Raw genomic sequence first — 17,718 nt, 5'->3', positions numbered from 1 at the left:
GGGAACGCCCGCATTGATGCGCGCCAGAGGTGTGCCATGAAGCTTGGTCAGGGACGCAACGCGCGCGACCTCTTCCACCAGATCGGCCGCGCGCTTAAGATCAATTCGGACGCGCGGTATCGCGTTGACCGCGGTATTGATCCGGCATGGACGCCGATTGGCATCGAACACGCGACCCGCATGATCCTTGATCACGCAGGCGGCGAGGCATCCGAGGTTGTGATTGCCGGTGCTGTTCCCGATCATTCCCGCGCCTACAAGCTGGACACAGACCGCGTTGTCAGCCTTGTCGGTATGGAAATCCCCGCAGAAGAACAGCGTGCGACTCTGAGCGCGCTGGGCTTTGAACTGGATGGCGATATGGCGTCTGTTCCGTCGTGGCGCCCCGATGTTCAGGGCGAGGCCGATCTGGTGGAAGAGGTCGCGCGCGTTGCGTCCCTGACCAAGCTTCAGGGCAAACCTCTGGCGCGCATCAATGCGGGCGTTCCCAAGCCGATCCTGTCGCCGCTGCAAAAGCGTGAACAGGCCGGGCGCCGGACCGCTGCAGCGCTGGGCTACAACGAATGCGTCACCTACAGCTTTATCGACAAAGCCTCGGCCACGCTGTTCGGCGGTGGTGATGATGCGACCATGCTGGCGAACCCGATTTCGTCTGAAATGAGCCACATGCGCCCGTCGCTGCTGCCCGGTCTGTTGCAGGCCGCAGCGCGTAACCAGTCGCGCGGCTTTGCCGATCTGGCGCTGTTCGAAATGGGGCACGTCTTTGCTGGTGGTGAACCGGGTGAACAGACGCTGATGCTGGCGGGTCTGCTGGTCGGTAAGACCGCGCCCAAAGATGTGCACGGCGCATCCCGCGCGGTCGACGTGTTCGACGCCAAGGCCGATGCCGAGGCGCTGATGGCCGCCATGGGTGCCCCTGCAAAGATGCAGATTCTGCGCACGGGCGAGGCATGGTGGCATCCGGGCCGTCACGGCGTGATGTGTCTGGGTCCGAAAAAGGTTCTGGGCATCTTCGGCGAAGTCCATCCCAAAGTCCTGCAGGAAATGGACGTGAAAGGGCCCGCCGTGGCCTTTACCATCTGGCCTGCGGAAATTCCGATGCCCAAGAAAACAGTCACCACGCGCCCTGCGCTGAAACTGTCTGACTTGCAGCCGGTTGAACGCGACTTTGCCTTTGTGGTCGACGCTGACGTTCAGGCGCTGGATCTGGTGAATGCCGCCGCTGGTGCGGATAAGGCACTGATCGAAGACGTGCGCTTATTTGACGAATTCATCGGTGGTTCGCTGGGCGAGGGCAAAAAATCCTTGGCCATCACCGTTCGGATGCAGCCCAAAGACGCGACACTGACCGAAAAAGAGATCGAAGCCGTTGCTGGCAAGATCGTGGAAAAGGTCACCAAAGCCACCGGCGGTACGCTGCGCGGCTAAAGGTTCAGGCGGCCGCGCCGAAACGCGCGGTTGCCTTCAGCCCGTCATGGGTTAGCTTTCAAGCCAACACTGGAATAGGAGGCGAGCACATGGGACTGAACGTATATTTGTCGGGTGAAATCCACACAGACTGGCGCGAGCGCATTATCAGCGGCGCGCAAGGGTTGGACGTGACGTTCTCGGGGCCTGTGACGGATCACGCAGCCTCGGATGATTGTGGTGTCGCGATCCTTGGCGGCGAAGACAAAAAGTTCTGGCACGATCGCAAAGGCGCGTTGGTCAACAGCATCCGCACCCGCAAGGGGATCGAGGATGCGGATGTTGTGGTTGTCCGTTTCGGCACCGAATACAAACAGTGGAACGCCGCCTTTGATGCGGGTTTTGCAGCCGCTTTGGGCAAATCCATGATTATCCTTCAACCCGAACAGCACGATCACGCGTTGAAAGAAGTCAACGCTGCCGCGCAGGCCGTTGCCCGCGAACCCGAAGAGGTCGTCGAGATTTTGCGCTATGTTCTGACGGGATCTCTGCCCGGTTAACGACGCGACCAAAGTGGCATTCCATCACGAATGCCACTTTTTGACGCATCTTTTTGAAAATTCCCGCTGACAGATATTCGAACTTGTCTATGCTTGCCCCAGCCGTATCGAAAAACGGCATGTTTAAATGTGGGGACACTGGGAATGCTTAACGAATTCAAGGCTTTCATCGCCAAGGGCAATGTCATGGACATGGCTGTTGGTATCATCATCGGCGCAGCTTTCACAGCGATTGTGACATCGCTGGTCGGCGACCTGATCAACCCGATCATCGGTTTGTTCATGGGTGGCGTGGACTTTACCAACAACTATGCGGTTCTGTCGGGTGACGTTGCAGAAGGCGCAAGCCTCGAAGCAGCACGCGAAACTGGCGCAGCTGTTTTCGCCTACGGTTCTTTCTTGATGGCGGTCATCAACTTCCTGATCATCGCGTTCGTCGTCTTTGTTCTGGTCAAGTGGGTGAACAAGATGAAAGACGCAGCAATGAAGCAAGAGGACGAGCCCGCAGAGGCGGCTCCGGCTGGTCCGACCGAGCTGGATATCCTGATGGAAATCCGCGACTCGCTGAAAAAGTAAGTCGTCTACTTCGGAAAAAAGAAGACCCGTCGCATTGCGGCGGGTCTTTTTCGTTTTATTCGGGGCGTCTTATTTGACTTCGGTTTCGACTTCGATGTTGCCCTGTGTCGCGTTGGAATAGGGGCAGATGAAGTGGCCGCGCTCGGCGATTTTTTCCGCCACGTCTTTGTCGACGCCCGGCATTTCAACGACCAGTTTTACCTTCAGGCCAAAACCGCCATCGCTACGGGGGCCGATGCCGACATGTGCGTCGACAGTCGCATCTTCCGGAACGGTGCCCAGTTTTTCGTTCTGCGCCGCAAAACGCATCGCGCCAAGGTAACAAGCCGCATAGCCCATCGCGAACAGCTCTTCGGGGTTATGGCCCGCACCGGAACCACCCAGTTCTTTCGGGCTGGTCATGGTGACGGTCAGCATGCCGTTTTTCAGCTTGGTAAGCCCGTTGCGGCCACCGCCAGTTGCATGGGCTTCGGTCCAGTATTTTGTGTCGACGGACATGATATATTCCTTTGTGCACGATTTAATCTTATGCACTATGTATGTCGCATAGCCGCAATGTCAATCTCTTGCGTAAAAATCGCGCGCGATATAAATTGGGGACATGGCACTCGCACCTTCGGATATGTTCTGCTTTTCGCTGTACTCGGCGACGCATGCGATGCAGCAGGCTTACCGCCCGTTGCTTGAAGACCTGGGCGTGACCTATCCGCAGTATCTGGTTCTAAGTGCCCTGTGGTCATCGGACGGGCCATTGACCGTGGGCGGCATCGGTCAGCAGGTTCAACTGGATTCGAGCACACTGACGCCGTTGCTGAAACGTCTTGAGGCCGCTGGGCTTGTGCAGCGCAGCCGAGATCCCAAGGATGAACGCCAAGTGCGCGTCGCCTTGACCGAGAAGGGCGCCGCGCTTGAGGCCAAGGCCGCGCATATCCCCGAATGCATCTTGGAAAAGACCGGACTGGACATCGAAACGCTACAACGCCTGAGGGCCGAGGTGTTGGCCGTCGCGGATAAGCTGCGAGCCACTGGCGGATAAGGATTGTACCTTTTCCCGCGCAGTTGTTGGCAAAGTCGATCTGTCGCCTTGCCCCATGCATCCCCATTGACTAAGACGGCGCCGACGCCGAGACGACGGAGACCAGAATGACACAGGCACAGCGTATTGCCCTTGGGTCCGTCGTGGTGGGGGCCGTTGTGCTGGTGGTCAAACTGGCCGCGTGGTTCTTTACCGGCTCGGTGGCGATCCTGTCAGACGCCTTGGAAAGCATCGTCAACGTGGCCACGGCCATAGCAGCGCTGGTCGCTGTGCGTGTCGCGGCGCGCCCTCCGGATGCCTCGCACCCCTATGGACACCACAAGGCCGAATTCTTTTCGGCGGTTCTGGAAGGTGTGATGATCGTCATCGCGGCATTGCTGATCCTGCACGAAGCGTGGGGGCGTTTCTGGGAACCTGCGGTAATCACCCAGCCGTGGCTTGGTTCGGCGATCGTTGTGGTAGCCAGCGTGATCAACGGTGCTTGGGCGCTTGTGTTGATCCGCAAGGGGAAGGCGTTGAAATCCCCTGCGCTTAGCGCAGACGGAAAGCATCTTCAAACAGACGTTGTGACGTCGATTGGGGTGATCATCGGGATCGCGGCGGCCGTGGCGACAGGCTGGTACTGGCTGGATCCGCTGATGGCCGCGTTGGTGGCGCTGAACATCCTGTGGTCCGGTTGGCATGTTATTGCATCGTCCCTGTCCGGATTGATGGATGAATCCGTGTCCGAAGATGAACTGGCCGACCTGCGCAATCTGATTTCGGATCATGCCGAAGGCGCGGTAGAGGCGCATGATCTGCGCACCCGTGTGGCTGGTCGCGCGACATTCGTGGATTTCCATCTGGTGGTGCCGGGCGATATGTCCGTGACTGCGGCACATGAAATTTGCGACCGCATCGAAGTGGCGTTGAAAAAGCATCTGGAAGAATGCATCGTGACCATCCACGTGGAACCGGAAGATCACGCCAAACACACAGGCATCGTGGTTCTTTAACGCTTCAGATCGTCCAGATAGGCGTTGACGGATGTCTGGATGTGGCGAAAGCGGTCGCCGCCCAGGTGGACGCCGCCAAACCAGCGGGTCACGACAATCAGGTGGTTTTGCAGGTTCTCGCGTTCCAGCATGCGGATGATAACCATGCCTGCACCGGATTCACCGTCATCGTTTTTGACGGGCCCGTCGTCGGTCAGCAAAGCCCAGCTGTTATGCGTCGCTTTGGCGAACTTCTTTTTCTTTTTCAGCTCTTTGATCAGCGCTTCGGCTTCGGCCTTGGAGGCAGCAGGGCCGCCCGCCACGGCATAGCGCGACCCGCGGTCGTTCAGGACGTTTTCTAGAATGGTCAAAGTCATGGGGCGAGCGATGCATGCTCGCACGCCCCTGTGTCAAGGCTCGGGGTAGGACTCAGCCGTTCAGAACATTGTCCAAAGGCGTGACGGGCAGGTCCAAAGCCTCGCCCACCGGCGCGCAGGTGATCTGGCCGTCGTGCACGTTCAGGCCGTTTGCCAGATGCGGATCATCCCTCAGCGCCTGTTTCCAGCCCTTGTTCGCCAGCGCCATAAGGAAGGGCTGTGTGGCATTGCCAAGGGCGAGCGTTGACGTGCGCGGCACCGCGCCCGGCATGTTGGCGACGCAGTAATGAATGACGCCGTCGACCTCATAGATCGGATCGGCATGGGTGGTGGGTTTCGAGGTTTCAAAGCAGCCGCCTTGGTCGATTGCCACGTCCACCAAAACCGCGCCGGGTTTCATAGTGGCCAGCTGTTCGCGTTTGACCAGCTTGGGGGCGGCGGCACCGGGCACGAGGACTGCGCCAATGATCATGTCGGCCTCTTTTACCAGTTCGGCGGTCAGCGCCGGATTGGCGTAGACTGTTTTGAACTGATCCCCGAACAGCTCATCCAACTGACGCAGGCGGGGCAGGGCCCGGTCGAGCACGGCCACGTTGGCGCCCATACCTGCGGCCACGCGGGCCGCATGCGTGCCAACCGCGCCACCGCCGATCACAACGACACGGGCAGGGAAGACACCAGGTACGCCGCCCATCAGAACGCCCATGCCGCCATTGGCCTTTTGCAGCGCCCAAGCGCCCATTTGTGGGGCAAGCTTGCCTGCAACCTCGGACATCGGGGCAAGCAACGGCAAACCGCCTTGGGCCGAGGTCACGGTTTCATAGGCGATGCAGGTCGCACCGCTTTCCATCAGGTCTTTGGTTTGCTCGGGGTCGGGGGCAAGGTGCAGGTAAGTGAAGAGCACCTGACCTTTGCGGAGCATCTTGCGTTCGACAGCCTGCGGTTCCTTGACCTTTACGATCAGATCGGCGGCGTCAAACACCTCTGCAGCGGTGTCCGCGATGGTCGCGCCAACGTCCGTGTATTCGTTGTCCGTGAACCCCGCGCCAACGCCAGCACCTGTTTCCACGATCACCTCGTGACCGTTCTGGACGGCTTCCGCTGCGGCGTGGGGTGTCAGGCCGACGCGATATTCCTGCGGTTTGATTTCTTTTGGGCATCCGATTTTCATGGCGTCCTCCCGTTTGTCCTACTGCACCTAGGATGAAGGAGTTTGCTTGCAACTTTGTTCCTGATCTGGCCTGCTAAACCGCAAGTTTCGAAGAATCTTCGAATTGTTGGCGCTCAAGCGAAAGGAATACAGTCATGTCCGCTTTGGACGATATGGATCGCCGAATCCTGCGTGCGCTGCAAAAGGTCGGGCGCATGTCGAACGCGGACCTTGCAGAAAAGGTGAATCTGTCGGCATCTGCGTGTCACAGACGCGTCCAAAGGCTAGAGGCCGAGGGCTTCATCAAGGATTACGTCGCGCTGCTGGACGCCCGCAAACTGGGGCTGCCCACAACGGTCTTTGTTGAAATCACCCTGACAGGGCAGGCGGACGAAGTGCTTGAGGCGTTTGAAACCGCCGTAAAACGCGTGCCGGAAATTCTGGAATGTCATCTGATGGCTGGCACGGCGGACTACATCCTGAAAATCGTGGCAGAAGACACCGATGACTTCGCGCGCATCCATCGCCAGTATCTTGCGCGGCTGCCCCATGTCCGTCAGATGCAATCAAGCTTTGCCCTGCGCACGGTTTTCCGGACAACGGCGCTGCCTGTCTGACCCTTTAAAAAAGACAAACCCCCGAAAGGTTTGCACCTCGGGGGTCGTCAAATTCATAACAGTGTCTGAAAAACTGCTTAGAGCAGACCTTCACGCTGCGCCTTTTTGCGTGCCAGTTTACGGGCACGGCGGATCGCTTCAGCCTTCTCGCGCGCTTTTTTCTCGGACGGCTTCTCGAAATGTTGCTTAAGCTTCATTTCACGGAAGACACCCTCACGCTGCAGCTTTTTCTTCAGGGCACGAAGCGCCTGATCGACGTTGTTGTCGCGAACACTAACCTGCATGTGGTTTTCACCACCTTTCTAAGTTTGAGTTGCAAGGAATTGCAGGAGGTGGCCGTATAGCAAGTCGCGCCTAACTTGTCTAGTGTGGGGCCAAGGGGCCTGAATTGCCACTGAGTTGAAGGAAACCACGCCATGTCCGATGATCCCCAAACACAGCTTTTGGACGCTATTTTGATGCATGTTCCGTTTGATGGCTGGTCTCAGGCCAGCTTTGATGCGGCTGTTCAGGACAGTGATGTTGATCCTATCGTGGCCCGTGGCCTTTTCCCGCGTGGGGCGGTTGATCTGGCCGTGGCCTATCACAAAGCAGGCGACGCCGAGATGCTGCGCCGAATCGATGCCGACCCGATGGAGGGATACCGGTTCCGCGATAAGGTCGCCGCTGCGGTCCGTCACCGGATCGAAGCCGTCGATGACCGCGAGGTTGTGCGCCGTGGCACCACGCTGTTTGCTTTGCCGACGCACGCAGCCGATGGCGCCAAACTGATCTGGGGTACAACAGATGCGATCTGGACGGCTTTGGGCGACACCTCGGACGATGTGAACTGGTACACAAAACGCGCGACACTTTCCGGCGTCTATTCCTCGACCGTGTTGTTCTGGCTGGGGGATGACTCGCCCGATCATTCCGCGACTTGGGAATTTCTGGATCGCCGGATCGAAGACGTCATGCGCTTTGAAAAGTTCAAGGCGGCGGTGAACAGCAATCCGCTGACCAAAGGGCTGATGGCGTTCCCGAATGCTTTCCTGTCCCGCGTCAAAGCGCCCAAGACGGACCCGTCTGATTTGCCGGGGCATCTTGGCTAAGTCCCCAGACCAAGGCCAGACAAAGGGATGCGTCCATTCCGCGCGATTGTTCTTTCATTCCGGATCGGCCAAAGTTCCGCCAAAGCGGAGGACGACTATGACGAAAACGATGCGGGCTGTTGAAATCACCGAAGCGGGCGGGCCCGAGGTTCTGAAACCGGTCGAGCGGGAAATTCCGCAGCCGGGCCACGGCGATGTGCTGTTGAAAATTGCCTATGCCGGTGTGAACCGTCCCGATGCGCTGCAGCGTGCGGGCCTTTACGCTCCGCCGCCCGAAGCGTCCGATCTGCCGGGGCTTGAGGCCTCGGGCGAGGTGGTGGCTGTGGGCGAGGGCGTCAGCGGTATCAGCGTAGGCGATAAGGTTTGTGCCCTGCTGCCGGGCGGCGGTTACGCAGAATACGCAACGACGCCCGCCGCCCACTGTCTGCCTGTTCCTGAAGGCATGGGCATGAAAGAGGCTGCTTGCGTGCCGGAAACCTTCTTCACCGTCTGGTCCAATGTGTTCCAGCGTGGGGGCCTGAAAGCGGGCGAGAAGTTTTTGGTTCACGGTGGATCATCGGGCATCGGGACGACGTCAATCCAACTGGCCAGCCACTTTGGCGCGCGTGTGTTCACCACGGCAGGCAACGCCGACAAATGCCGGATTTGCGAAGAGCTGGGGGCGGAACGCGCCATCAACTACCGCGAAGAGGATTTTGTCGAGGTCATCCGCGCTGAAGGTGGTGCTGATGTGATCCTTGATATGGTTGGCGGCAGCTATCTGCCCAAGAACGTCAAAAGCCTCGCCAATGACGGCCGTCTCGTGCAGATCGCGTTTTTGCAAGGGCCGAAGGTGGAACTGAACTTTGCCCAGGTGATGATGCGTCGTCTGACGATCACGGGATCAACCCTGCGCCCGCAAAGCGATCTGGCCAAGGCCCGCATTGCCGATGCGCTGCGCGAACAGGTCTGGCCACTGTTGTCGGCGGGCAAAATCGCCCCTGTCATGGACAGTGAATACGCGCTGGATCAGGCCGCTGACGCGCACGCGCGGATGGAAGGATCGACCCACATCGGTAAAATCGTGCTGAAGGTCGGAGGCTGAGGGTTGTCCGAAGACACACCTCAGAAGACGCCGCTCGATCTGTTGGGCGAATATGCCATTCAGGACAGTTTCGAGACGTTCAAAGATCACATGTCGGGGGCGATGCTGTTCCCCGACAAACGCAACATCCGCAAATACTGCATCAACCGCGCGATTGAGTCCTTGGGCACAGACGGGCTGTTCGCCGAATTCGGCGTGTGGCGCGGGCATGGCGTGAACCTGTTTTCGCGTCAGCTGAAAAAATCCGGTGCGGTCATCTGGGGCTTTGACAGCTTCGAAGGGCTGGAAGAGGACTGGACCGGCCATGCCAAAGGCGGGCAGGCGGGGCGGTTTACGTTGAAGGGTGAACTGCCCGAGGTTGCGGATGGCGTAAAACTGGTCAAAGGCTGGGTGCAGGACACGGTGCCGGGCTGGCTGGAGGATCACAAAGGGCAGGCCGTGGTCTTTGCGCACCTTGATCTGGACACCTACACGCCCACGCGCTTTGTGCTGGATGCGATCAAGCCACGGTTGGTGGCGGGATCGGTTTTGCTGTTTGACGAACTTTATGGATATCCCGGTTGGCGCCATCACGAATGGAAAGCACTGGAAGAGAGCTTGCCGTCCGACAGTTTTCGCTACATCTCTTTCTCAGAGCAGGCTGTGGGCATCGAAATGACCCGCGCGCCTGATAGCTGACACGCGTCTTTTAGAGGGAGTAAGGCATGGCAAAAACCGTAGTGATGCATGAACACGGTGGTCCCGAGGTGTTGCAGATCGAAGATCGCCCCGTTGGTGACCCCGCAGCAGGCGAGGTGCGCATCAATCACAAGGTCTGCGGCCTGAACTTTATCGACTGCTACCAGCGCAGCGGCCTTTACCCGATGAACCTGCCCCATGCGATGGGGATGGAAGCATCCGGCGTCGTCGATGCCGTGGGCGAAGGCGTGACGCATCTGAAGGTCGGTGACCGCGTAGCTTATGCCAGCCAGCCGCCGGGCGCCTATTGCGAAGCGCGCGTGATGCCCGCTGCGCAGGTCTGTCCGTTGCCCGATGGTATTTCCTTCGAGGAAGGTGCCGCGATGATGCTGAAGGGGCTGACAACACAGTACCTGTTCCATCGCACAACACCGCTGAAGGCTGGTGATACGGTTCTGTTTCACGCCGCTGCCGGTGGCGTGGGCCTGATCGCCTGTCAGTGGGCCAAATCAGAAGGCATCCGGTTGATCGGCACCGCAGGCACCGATGAGAAATGCCAGTTGGCGCTGGATCATGGTGCATCCGACTGCATCAATTATCGGGACGAGGACTGGGTCGCCAAGGTCAAGGAATTGACCGATGGCAAAGGCGTCGATGTGGTGATGGACTCGGTCGGGAAGGACACGTTCGAAGGATCGCTCGATTGCCTGAAGCCGCTGGGCATGATGATTTCCTTCGGCAATGCCTCGGGCGCGGTGCCGCCGTTCAATATCGGGACGCTGGGGGCGAAAGGATCGCTTAAAATCACGCGTCCGACGCTGTTCACGCACATCGCGGATCACGCCACATGTCAGGATATGGCGCAGCAGTTGTTTGCCAAGGTTCTGAGTGGGGATGTGAAAATCCGGATTGATCAGCGTTTCCCGCTGGATCAGGTGGCCGACGCCCATCGCTCGCTTGAGGCGCGGAAGACGACCGGTTCGACCGTTCTGACGATCTGATAGAAAAAAGGCGCGAGGGGCCTTACCCCTTCGCGCCTTTCAAAGCTGATTAAAGCGCGCGCCAGCCGATATCGCGGCGGCAGAAGCCTTCGGGCCAATCCACAGCATCCACCAACGCATAGGCCCGATCGCGGGCTTCTTGCAGCGTTGCGCCGCGCGCCGTGGCGTTCAGAACGCGGCCACCCGTGGCGACGACCTGACCGTCTTTTTCGGAAGTGCCTGCGTGGAACATTACGTTGAAGCTATCTTCGGTAATAGCATCCAGACCGTTGATCGCGGTGCCCTTTTCGTAGGAACCCGGATAGCCGCTGGCCGCCAGCACCACGGTCATCGCGTGGTCATCCGCCCAGTTGACCTGAGCTTCCGCCAGACGGCCTTCTGCACATGCGTGGATCAGGTCCAGCGCCTGTGCCCCAAGGCGTAGCATCAGAACCTGACACTCGGGATCGCCAAAGCGCACGTTGTATTCCACCAGACGCGGCTGGCCGTTTTCGATCATCAGGCCGGCATAGAGAACACCCTGATAGGGCGTGCCGCGACGTGCCATTTCGGCCATGGTCGGCTTGATGATTTCGTCCAGCGCTTTCTGTGCGATCTCGTCGGTCAGCACGGGGGCAGGGGAATAGGCACCCATGCCGCCAGTATTGGGACCCGTGTCGCCTTCACCAACGCGTTTGTGGTCTTGCGCGGTGCCGATGGGCAGCACTGTTTCGCCGTCGACCAGAATGAAGTAGGATGCTTCTTCGCCGGTCATGAATTCTTCGATCACGACCTCTGCGCCAGCTTCGCCAAAGGCACCGCCGAACATATCGTCCAGCGCGGCAAGGGCTTCGTCCAGTGTTTCGGGGATGATTACGCCTTTGCCCGCGGCCAGACCATCGGCCTTGATGACCAGCGGCATGCCCTGTTCGGTGACATAGGCTTTGGCGGACGCCAGATCGGTGAAATGCGCGTAGCCCGCCGTCGGGGCCTTTGCCGCGTCGCAGATTTCTTTGGTAAAGCTTTTGGAGGCTTCCAGCTTGGCCGCCGCGGCAGATGGGCCAAAGACAGGAATGGATGCGTTGCGCAGCGCGTCGGCCACGCCAGCGGCCAGCGGGGCCTCGGGGCCGACGATGACCAGATCAATCGCGTTTTCTTCGGCAAAGGTGACCACAACGCCACCGTCATTGACGTCAAAGGACGCGCAATCGGCGATCTGTGCGATGCCTGCGTTTCCGGGGGCCACGATCAGCTTATCGCACTTGGGGTTCTGCATAACGGCCCACGCCAGTGCATGTTCACGTCCGCCCGAACCGAGGATCAGGATGTTCATGGCCAAAGTCCCTTTATTTGCGCTGTTGCGCCCTCCTATCCGGCGCAGGGCTTTGGCGCAAGATGTGGTGCTTTTCCTTTCTGGGGCGGATGGGTAGTGTAGGCACAACCAAGCACGAGGATAACCATGGATTTGTTGGACGACGGCCCCGAGGAAGGCGACGGCAATACGCCGGAATTTTCCGTCTCGGAATTGTCCGGTGCCGTCAAACGGGTGATTGAGGGCGAGTTCGGCTTTGTCCGGGTCAAGGGCGAGGTCGGTCGCGTGTCGCGCCCGCGTTCGGGGCATATCTATCTGGATTTGAAAGACGATAAGGCCGTCATTTCGGGTGTGATGTGGAAAGGCGTGGCCAGCCGCCTGCAGACCCAGCCCGAAGAAGGGATGGAGGTTATCGCCACAGGGCGTCTGACGACGTTCCCTGGTCAGTCCAAATACCAGATCGTGATCGAGGATATGCGCCCTGCCGGTGCCGGTGCGCTGATGGCGATGCTGGAAAAGCGCAAGGCGCTTTTGCAGTCCGAGGGACTGTTTGACGCCAGCCGGAAAAAGCCGCTGCCGTTTCTGCCCGAGATCATCGGCGTTGTGACATCGCCGTCAGGGGCCGTCATCCGCGATATCCTTCATCGTCTGCGCGACCGTTTCCCGCGCAAGGTGCTGATCTGGCCGGTGGCCGTGCAGGGCGCGAAATGTGCGCCCGAGGTGACCCGCGCGATTGAAGGGTTCAACCAGTTGACGCCCGGCGGCGCGCTGCCGCGTCCTGATCTTCTGATCGTGGCGCGCGGCGGTGGATCGATTGAGGACCTTTGGGGCTTTAACGAAGAAAGCGTGGCGCGGGCGGCTGCGGCCTCAGACATTCCGTTGATTTCGGCGGTGGGGCACGAAACGGACACCACGCTGATCGACTTCGTATCGGACCAGCGCGCGCCGACGCCAACGGCAGCGGCGGAACTGGCCGTGCCTGTGCGGCGTGATTTGTTGGCATGGACGGACGAGGTGCAGGCGCGTCTGAGCCGTGCGATCACACAGCGTCTGGAACTGCGGGATCAGCGGTTGCGCGATCTGTCCCGTGCCTTGCCGCGCGCTGACATGTTGTTGGATGGCCCGCGTCAGAGGTTGGACACCATCTCGGATCGTTTGCCTGCCGCGCTGACACGTGGGGTGCAAACGCGCCGTGTCGTCCTGTCAGAAACCGCAGGCAGCCTGCGGCCCGCGATGCTGCGGTCGCGTCTGGCGGAAGAAACCCGCCGTGTTGCCCAGATTGGGGCGCGTCTGGACCCGCGGATTGTGCAGCGAGACGTGGCGCAGAAATCCGAGCGTGTCGCGGATCTGTCGCGCAGGTTGGATGCGGCGTTCCAGCAAAGCACTGGCAAACGCCGCGAACGTCTGGATGCGCTGGATCGTCTGCGCGAAACGCTGGGCTATAAGGCGACGCTGAAACGGGGATATGCCGTCGTGCGGGCCGAGGGCCAAGTTGTGACGACCAAAGCCGAGGCCGAGAAAGCAGGCGGGCTTGAGATCGAATTCAATGACGGGAAAATGCGGATCGGGGGCAGCGTGCCGAAAAAGGCGTCACCCAAAAAGAAAGCCCCGGAACAGGGCTCGCTCTTCTAACCATTCAAAATGAAAAGGGCGGGGAAATCCCCGCCCTTTTTGTATTTAGGCTGCGTCTGTTTCCGGCGAAAAACGACCGTAGAAGCTCTGGCCCTTGTCGGCCATTTCGCGCAGCAGCGGCGGGCAGGCAAAGCGTGCGCCGTGCTTGGCTTCAAGCTGATCGCAACGCTCGGCGGCATAGGGCGCGCCGATGATGTCCAGCCACGATAGCGGACCGCCGGACCAAGGCGCAAAGCCCCAGCCAAGGATCGCACCAACGTCACCTTCGCGGATGTCCATCAGAACGCCTTCTTCCAGCGCACGAACGGCTTCCAGCGACTGAGCGAACAGCAGGCGGTGCTGCACTTCGGTCAGGTCAGGCTGATCGTCTGCGACAGGGTATTTGGCCTCAAGACCACCCCAGAGACCGACGCGCTTGCCCTTTTCGTCATAGGCATAGAAGCCCGCGTTTGCCTTGCGGCCCAGACGACCTTCGCCTTCCATCCAGAAGATCACATCGTCAACAGCGGCATCAGGGTATGCATCGCCCATCGCAGCCTTTGTCGCGCGGGCGATTTTCGCACCCAGATCGATTGAGGTTTCATCAACGAGCTGAAGCGGACCCAAAGGCATACCAACCAGCTTGGCTGCGTTTTCGATCAGCGCGGGGTTGATGCCCTCGGCAACCATGCGGATGCCTTCGTTGATGTAGGGGATGATGCAGCGGTTGGCGTAGAAGAAGCGCGCGTCGTTCACAACGATCGGTGTCTTCTTGATCTGGCGAACGTAGTCCAGCGCCTTGGCAACCGCGCGATCACCGGTTTCCTTACCTTTGATGATCTCGACCAGCATCATCTTCTCGACCGGCGAGAAGAAGTGGATGCCGATGAACTGTTCAGGGCGCTTGGACGCCTTGGCCAGATCAGAGATCGGCAGGGTCGACGTGTTGGTCGCAAAGATGCAGTCTTCGCCAATCACAGCTTCGACTTTGGCGGTGACTTCCGCCTTGATCGCAGGGTCTTCGAACACGGCCTCGATGATCAGGTCCGCGCCTTCCAGAGCGGCATAATCTGTGGTCGCGTTGATCAGGCCAAGAACCTTTTCTTTCTTGTCCTCGGTGATCTTCTTACGCTTGATGCCCTTGTCCAGATAGGTCTCGGAATAGGCTTTGCCTTTGTCCGCAGCTTCCTGTTTCTGGTCGATCAGGACAACTTCGATACCGGCCAGTGCCGACACCAGCGCAATGCCCGCGCCCATCATGCCCGCACCCAGAACGCCGACTTTCTTGACAGACTGGTCTGCCACATCTGCCGGACGCACAGCACCTTTTTCCAGCGCGCCTTTGTTGATGAACAGCGAACGGATCATCGCGGATGACGACGGGTTCATCAGAACGTTCACGAACCAGCGTGCTTCGATCTTCAGGGCCGTGTCGAAGGGCACCATCGCACCTTCGTAGACAGCGGACAGAAGCGCCTTGGCCGCCGGATAGACGCCCTTGGTTTTGCCGTTGACCATCGCAGAGGCACCAACAAACGTCATAAAGCCAGCGGGGTGATACGGCGCACCGCCAGGCATTTTGTAGCCCTTTTCATCCCACGGTTTGACGATGTCTTTATCGCCCGCTTTCAGAACCCACTCTTTGGCTTCGGCAACCGGATCAGCGACAACTTCGTCGATGATGCCAGCCGATTTGGCCTTGATCGGGTTGGACAGCTTGCCTTCCAGAAGGAACGGCGATGCCGCCATCGCGCCCATCTTGCGGACCATTCGGGTTGTGCCGCCAGCGCCCGGGAAGATGCCGATCATGATTTCCGGCAGACCGATTTTAGCCTTGGGGTCAGGCACACAGAAGATGCGGTGACACGCCAGTGGAATTTCCAGACCGATGCCCAATGCGGTGCCCGGCAGAGCGGCTGCAATTGGCTTGCCGCCCTTGTTGGTTTTCGCATCCATGCCCGCGCGTTCGATTTTGCGCAGTGCGCCGTGCATCTGCATGATGCCGTCAAACAGGCCACGCGCCGGATCGTCGCCCGCCTGTTCCTTCATCTTGGCCAGAACGTTCAGGTCCATGCCGGCTGCAAAGGTGTCTTTGCCCGAGGTGATAACAACGCCTTTGACCGCGTCATCTGCCAAAGCGTCGTCGATATGCGCATCCAGTTCGCGCAGACCGTCAAAGCTCAGAACGTTCATGGATTTGCCCGGGACGTCCCAGGTGATCACTGCGACGCCGTCGGCGCCTTTTTCCATTGTAAATTCAGTCATGTCTTTTTCCCTGTCAGGGTGAAGGTCTGTATCGCGGATTACACGCGCTCGATGATAGTGGCCGCACCCATGCCGGATGCGATGCACAGCGTGGCAAGGCCGACGCCCTGACCTGTGCGCTCAAGCTCGTCCAGAAGCGTACCGATGATGATCGCACCTGTGGCCCCCAGCGGGTGACCCATAGCGATCGAGCCGCCGTTCACGTTCACCTTGTCCTGATCCATGTTGAAGGCCTGCATGAAGCGCAGAACAACCGATGCGAAAGCTTCGTTCACTTCGAACAGATCAATGTCCGAAATGGACATGCCATTGTCGGCAAGGATCTTCTCGGTAACGGGCACTGGGCCTGTCAGCATGATGGTCGGGTCTGTACCGATTTTGGCCGTCGCACGGATGCGCGCGCGTGGCTTGATGTCGTATTTCTCGCCGAATTCCTTGTTGCCGATCAGAACGCCAGCCGCACCGTCCACAATACCGGACGAGTTGCCTGCGTGGTGGATGTGATTGATGCGTTCCAGATGCGGGTATTTCATCAGCGCGACCGCATCAAAGCCGGGCATGACCTCACCCATCTGCTGGAACGACGGGGCCAGAGACCCCAGCGCCTGCATGTCTGTGCCAGGACGCATGTATTCGTCCTTGTCCAGAATGGTCAGGCCGTTTTGGTCGCGCACTTCCAAGATGGATTTCGCAAAGCGGTTGTCAGCCCAAGCGGCCGCTGCACGCTTCTGGCTTTCGACCGCCAGCGCGTCCGCGTCATCACGAGTGAAACCATATTCGGTGGCAATGATGTCTGCCGAAATACCCTGCGGGACAAAATAGGTGTCCATGGCAATCGACGGATCAACAGCAATTGCCGCGCCGTCCGAGCCCATGGCCACACGACCCATCATTTCAACACCACCGGCGATATACGCATCACCTGCACCGCCTTTGACTTGGTTCGCGGCAAGGTTCACGGCCTCCATACCAGACGCACAGAAACGGTTGATCGCAAGGCCCGGGATAGATTCATCCAGTTCGGACGCCAGAACCGCAGTCCGCGCAAGGCATCCGCCCTGTTCGCCAACTTGGGTCACGTTGCCCCAGATCACGTCCTCAACCGCATGACCTTCAAGGTTGTTGCGGTCTTTCAGGCCGTTCAGGACCTGAGCGCTCAGACGCGCCGAGGTCACTTCATGCAGCGAGCCATCCTTGCGGCCCTTGCCGCGCGGCGTGCGGATCGCATCGTAAATATAGGCTTCGGTCATCATGGTCTCCTTAATCAGGCCCGATCCGACGGATTGCCGGGCATCAGGTCATAGGGGTGTTTCCAGCCGGGCAGGGCGCTGATGCGCGTCAGCCAAGCGTCGATATGGGGCCAGTCTTCGCGCTGAAAGCCGAAGGGTTCTGGGTAAAAGAGGTAGCCGCAACAGGTCAGGTCCGCATTCGTGACGTCGCGACCAACAATCCAGTCACGTCCCGTCAAGTGGGCATCCAGAACCTGATACGCGGATTTCAGACGGCCTTGGGTGAAGGTGATCACCTCTTGCGGACGTTTGTCTTCGGGCACGAAGTTCATCAGAAAACGGGTTACGCCAGCCTGGCTCGAAAGCTTGTGGTTGTCCCACAGGATCCAGCGGAGGATTTCCAGCTTTTCTTCTGGGGTGTTGCCGCCGAATTTGCCGGTCTTCTCACTGAGGTAGGTCTGGATCACACCCGATTGCGACAGAGTGACATCACCATCAATCAAAACAGGCGCTTCGCCCATGACATTCAATTCACCACGGTAGTCGTCACCCCGTGTTTGACCCTTGAAAAAGTCGATGAACACCGGTTCCCATTCAAGGCCGGAAAGCTCAAGGGCGAGGGCCGCCTTGTATGAATGACCGCTCTCGCCAAAGCAGTGAAGTTTGATGGTCATGGAAAAATACCTCCGCCGATGCGCTTTGGGTGAATGGGGTTATTTTGAGTATTTGTGGACAGATGAAACACGAAGCCTGTCCCAGAATAACCATTTG

General features: G+C 59.1%; 19 protein-coding genes. 11 read left to right on the top strand and 8 right to left on the bottom strand.

The genetic code is table 11. The features are described from left to right. From AC4FIA_RS16440 to mscL, 3 genes are all read left to right on the top strand, one after another. On the top strand, positions 1 to 1,428 hold a 1,428-nt coding region (locus tag AC4FIA_RS16440), incomplete at its 5' end, for a phenylalanine--tRNA ligase subunit beta (protein WP_490366734.1). An 89-nt stretch (positions 1,429 to 1,517) separates the two neighbouring features. Next, a complete protein-coding gene (locus AC4FIA_RS16435; RefSeq protein ID WP_488049905.1) occupies positions 1,518 to 1,967 on the top strand; it encodes a YtoQ family protein in 450 nt (149 codons plus the stop codon). Between the two features lie 144 nt (positions 1,968 to 2,111). Then, positions 2,112 to 2,543 carry a large conductance mechanosensitive channel protein MscL gene (gene mscL, locus AC4FIA_RS16430; RefSeq protein WP_490366733.1) on the top strand — a complete coding sequence of 144 codons (432 nt, stop codon included), beginning with the start codon at positions 2,112 to 2,114 and terminating at the stop codon, positions 2,541 to 2,543. A gap of 69 nt (positions 2,544 to 2,612) precedes the next feature. On the opposite strand, the gene AC4FIA_RS16425 is transcribed toward mscL, so the two are convergent. Beyond that, on the bottom strand, positions 2,613 to 3,041 hold the full coding sequence (locus AC4FIA_RS16425; RefSeq protein WP_490366732.1) for an organic hydroperoxide resistance protein: 429 nt from the start codon (positions 3,039 to 3,041) through the stop codon (positions 2,613 to 2,615). A gap of 103 nt (positions 3,042 to 3,144) precedes the next feature. Between AC4FIA_RS16425 and AC4FIA_RS16420 the strand changes: the two genes are divergently transcribed. Together AC4FIA_RS16420 and AC4FIA_RS16415 are read left to right on the top strand one after the other, a co-directional pair. Beyond that, positions 3,145 to 3,579 (top strand): MarR family winged helix-turn-helix transcriptional regulator, encoded by a 435-nt coding sequence (locus AC4FIA_RS16420; protein ID WP_490366731.1) that lies wholly within the window; start codon positions 3,145 to 3,147, stop codon positions 3,577 to 3,579. A 107-nt stretch (positions 3,580 to 3,686) separates the two neighbouring features. Beyond that, positions 3,687 to 4,574 carry a cation diffusion facilitator family transporter gene (locus tag AC4FIA_RS16415; RefSeq protein ID WP_490366730.1) on the top strand — a complete coding sequence of 296 codons (888 nt, stop codon included), beginning with the start codon at positions 3,687 to 3,689 and terminating at the stop codon, positions 4,572 to 4,574. Here the strand turns inward: AC4FIA_RS16415 and AC4FIA_RS16410 are convergent. Next, a complete protein-coding gene (locus tag AC4FIA_RS16410) occupies positions 4,571 to 4,924 on the bottom strand; it encodes a YigZ family protein (RefSeq protein ID WP_103909377.1) in 354 nt (117 codons plus the stop codon). The genes AC4FIA_RS16415 and AC4FIA_RS16410 overlap by 4 nt on opposite strands. Positions 4,925 to 4,982: 58 nt before the next feature. Further along, the gene (gene ald, locus AC4FIA_RS16405; protein ID WP_490366729.1) at positions 4,983 to 6,101 is read right to left on the bottom strand and encodes an alanine dehydrogenase; all 1,119 of its coding nucleotides are present in this window, start codon (positions 6,099 to 6,101) and stop codon (positions 4,983 to 4,985) included. 134 nt (positions 6,102 to 6,235) lie between these two features. Between ald and AC4FIA_RS16400 the strand changes: the two genes are divergently transcribed. Next, positions 6,236 to 6,697, top strand: coding sequence for an Lrp/AsnC family transcriptional regulator (locus tag AC4FIA_RS16400; protein WP_287476309.1), 462 nt, complete (start codon positions 6,236 to 6,238; stop codon positions 6,695 to 6,697). A gap of 77 nt (positions 6,698 to 6,774) precedes the next feature. Here AC4FIA_RS16400 and rpsU read toward each other — a convergent pair whose 3' ends face one another. After that, a complete protein-coding gene (gene rpsU / locus AC4FIA_RS16395) occupies positions 6,775 to 6,981 on the bottom strand; it encodes a 30S ribosomal protein S21 (protein WP_005614280.1) in 207 nt (68 codons plus the stop codon). 132 nt (positions 6,982 to 7,113) lie between these two features. Here rpsU and AC4FIA_RS16390 point away from each other — a divergent pair, with 132 nt between their 5' ends. The 4 genes from AC4FIA_RS16390 to AC4FIA_RS16375 all read left to right on the top strand — a co-directional run bounded on the left by AC4FIA_RS16390 (position 7,114) and on the right by AC4FIA_RS16375 (position 10,551). Then, positions 7,114 to 7,788 (top strand): COQ9 family protein, encoded by a 675-nt coding sequence (locus AC4FIA_RS16390; RefSeq protein WP_490366728.1) that lies wholly within the window; start codon positions 7,114 to 7,116, stop codon positions 7,786 to 7,788. A 97-nt stretch (positions 7,789 to 7,885) separates the two neighbouring features. Next, positions 7,886 to 8,872 carry an NAD(P)H-quinone oxidoreductase gene (locus AC4FIA_RS16385; RefSeq protein WP_490366727.1) on the top strand — a complete coding sequence of 329 codons (987 nt, stop codon included), beginning with the start codon at positions 7,886 to 7,888 and terminating at the stop codon, positions 8,870 to 8,872. Between the two features lie 3 nt (positions 8,873 to 8,875). Continuing rightward, positions 8,876 to 9,550, top strand: a complete 675-nt coding sequence (locus AC4FIA_RS16380) for a class I SAM-dependent methyltransferase (protein WP_490366726.1) — start codon at positions 8,876 to 8,878, stop codon at positions 9,548 to 9,550. 26 nt (positions 9,551 to 9,576) lie between these two features. Continuing rightward, entirely contained in the window at positions 9,577 to 10,551 is a 975-nt protein-coding gene (locus AC4FIA_RS16375) for a quinone oxidoreductase family protein (RefSeq protein ID WP_103908733.1), read from the top strand. A gap of 49 nt (positions 10,552 to 10,600) precedes the next feature. On the opposite strand, the gene purD is transcribed toward AC4FIA_RS16375, so the two are convergent. Then, the gene (gene purD, locus AC4FIA_RS16370) at positions 10,601 to 11,863 is read right to left on the bottom strand and encodes a phosphoribosylamine--glycine ligase (RefSeq protein WP_287476305.1); all 1,263 of its coding nucleotides are present in this window, start codon (positions 11,861 to 11,863) and stop codon (positions 10,601 to 10,603) included. A gap of 126 nt (positions 11,864 to 11,989) precedes the next feature. Between purD and xseA the strand changes: the two genes are divergently transcribed. After that, on the top strand, positions 11,990 to 13,474 hold the full coding sequence (xseA, locus tag AC4FIA_RS16365) for an exodeoxyribonuclease VII large subunit (RefSeq protein WP_490366725.1): 1,485 nt from the start codon (positions 11,990 to 11,992) through the stop codon (positions 13,472 to 13,474). 45 nt (positions 13,475 to 13,519) lie between these two features. Here xseA and AC4FIA_RS16360 read toward each other — a convergent pair whose 3' ends face one another. The 3 genes from AC4FIA_RS16360 to AC4FIA_RS16350 are packed head-to-tail and all read right to left on the bottom strand — an operon-like array spanning position 13,520 to position 17,621. Further along, positions 13,520 to 15,718, bottom strand: a complete 2,199-nt coding sequence (locus AC4FIA_RS16360; protein WP_490366724.1) for a 3-hydroxyacyl-CoA dehydrogenase NAD-binding domain-containing protein — start codon at positions 15,716 to 15,718, stop codon at positions 13,520 to 13,522. Positions 15,719 to 15,756: 38 nt separating this feature from the next. Then, a complete protein-coding gene (locus tag AC4FIA_RS16355; protein ID WP_490366723.1) occupies positions 15,757 to 16,968 on the bottom strand; it encodes an acetyl-CoA C-acetyltransferase in 1,212 nt (403 codons plus the stop codon). Positions 16,969 to 16,982: 14 nt separating this feature from the next. Then, positions 16,983 to 17,621 (bottom strand): glutathione S-transferase family protein, encoded by a 639-nt coding sequence (locus AC4FIA_RS16350; RefSeq protein ID WP_287476839.1) that lies wholly within the window; start codon positions 17,619 to 17,621, stop codon positions 16,983 to 16,985. Positions 17,622 to 17,718: the final 97 nt, after the last annotated feature.

The organism is Thalassococcus sp., from assembly GCF_982780845.1.
Note: the sequence above shows the minus strand (reverse complement) of the source record. Positions and strands in the feature narration are given on the sequence as shown.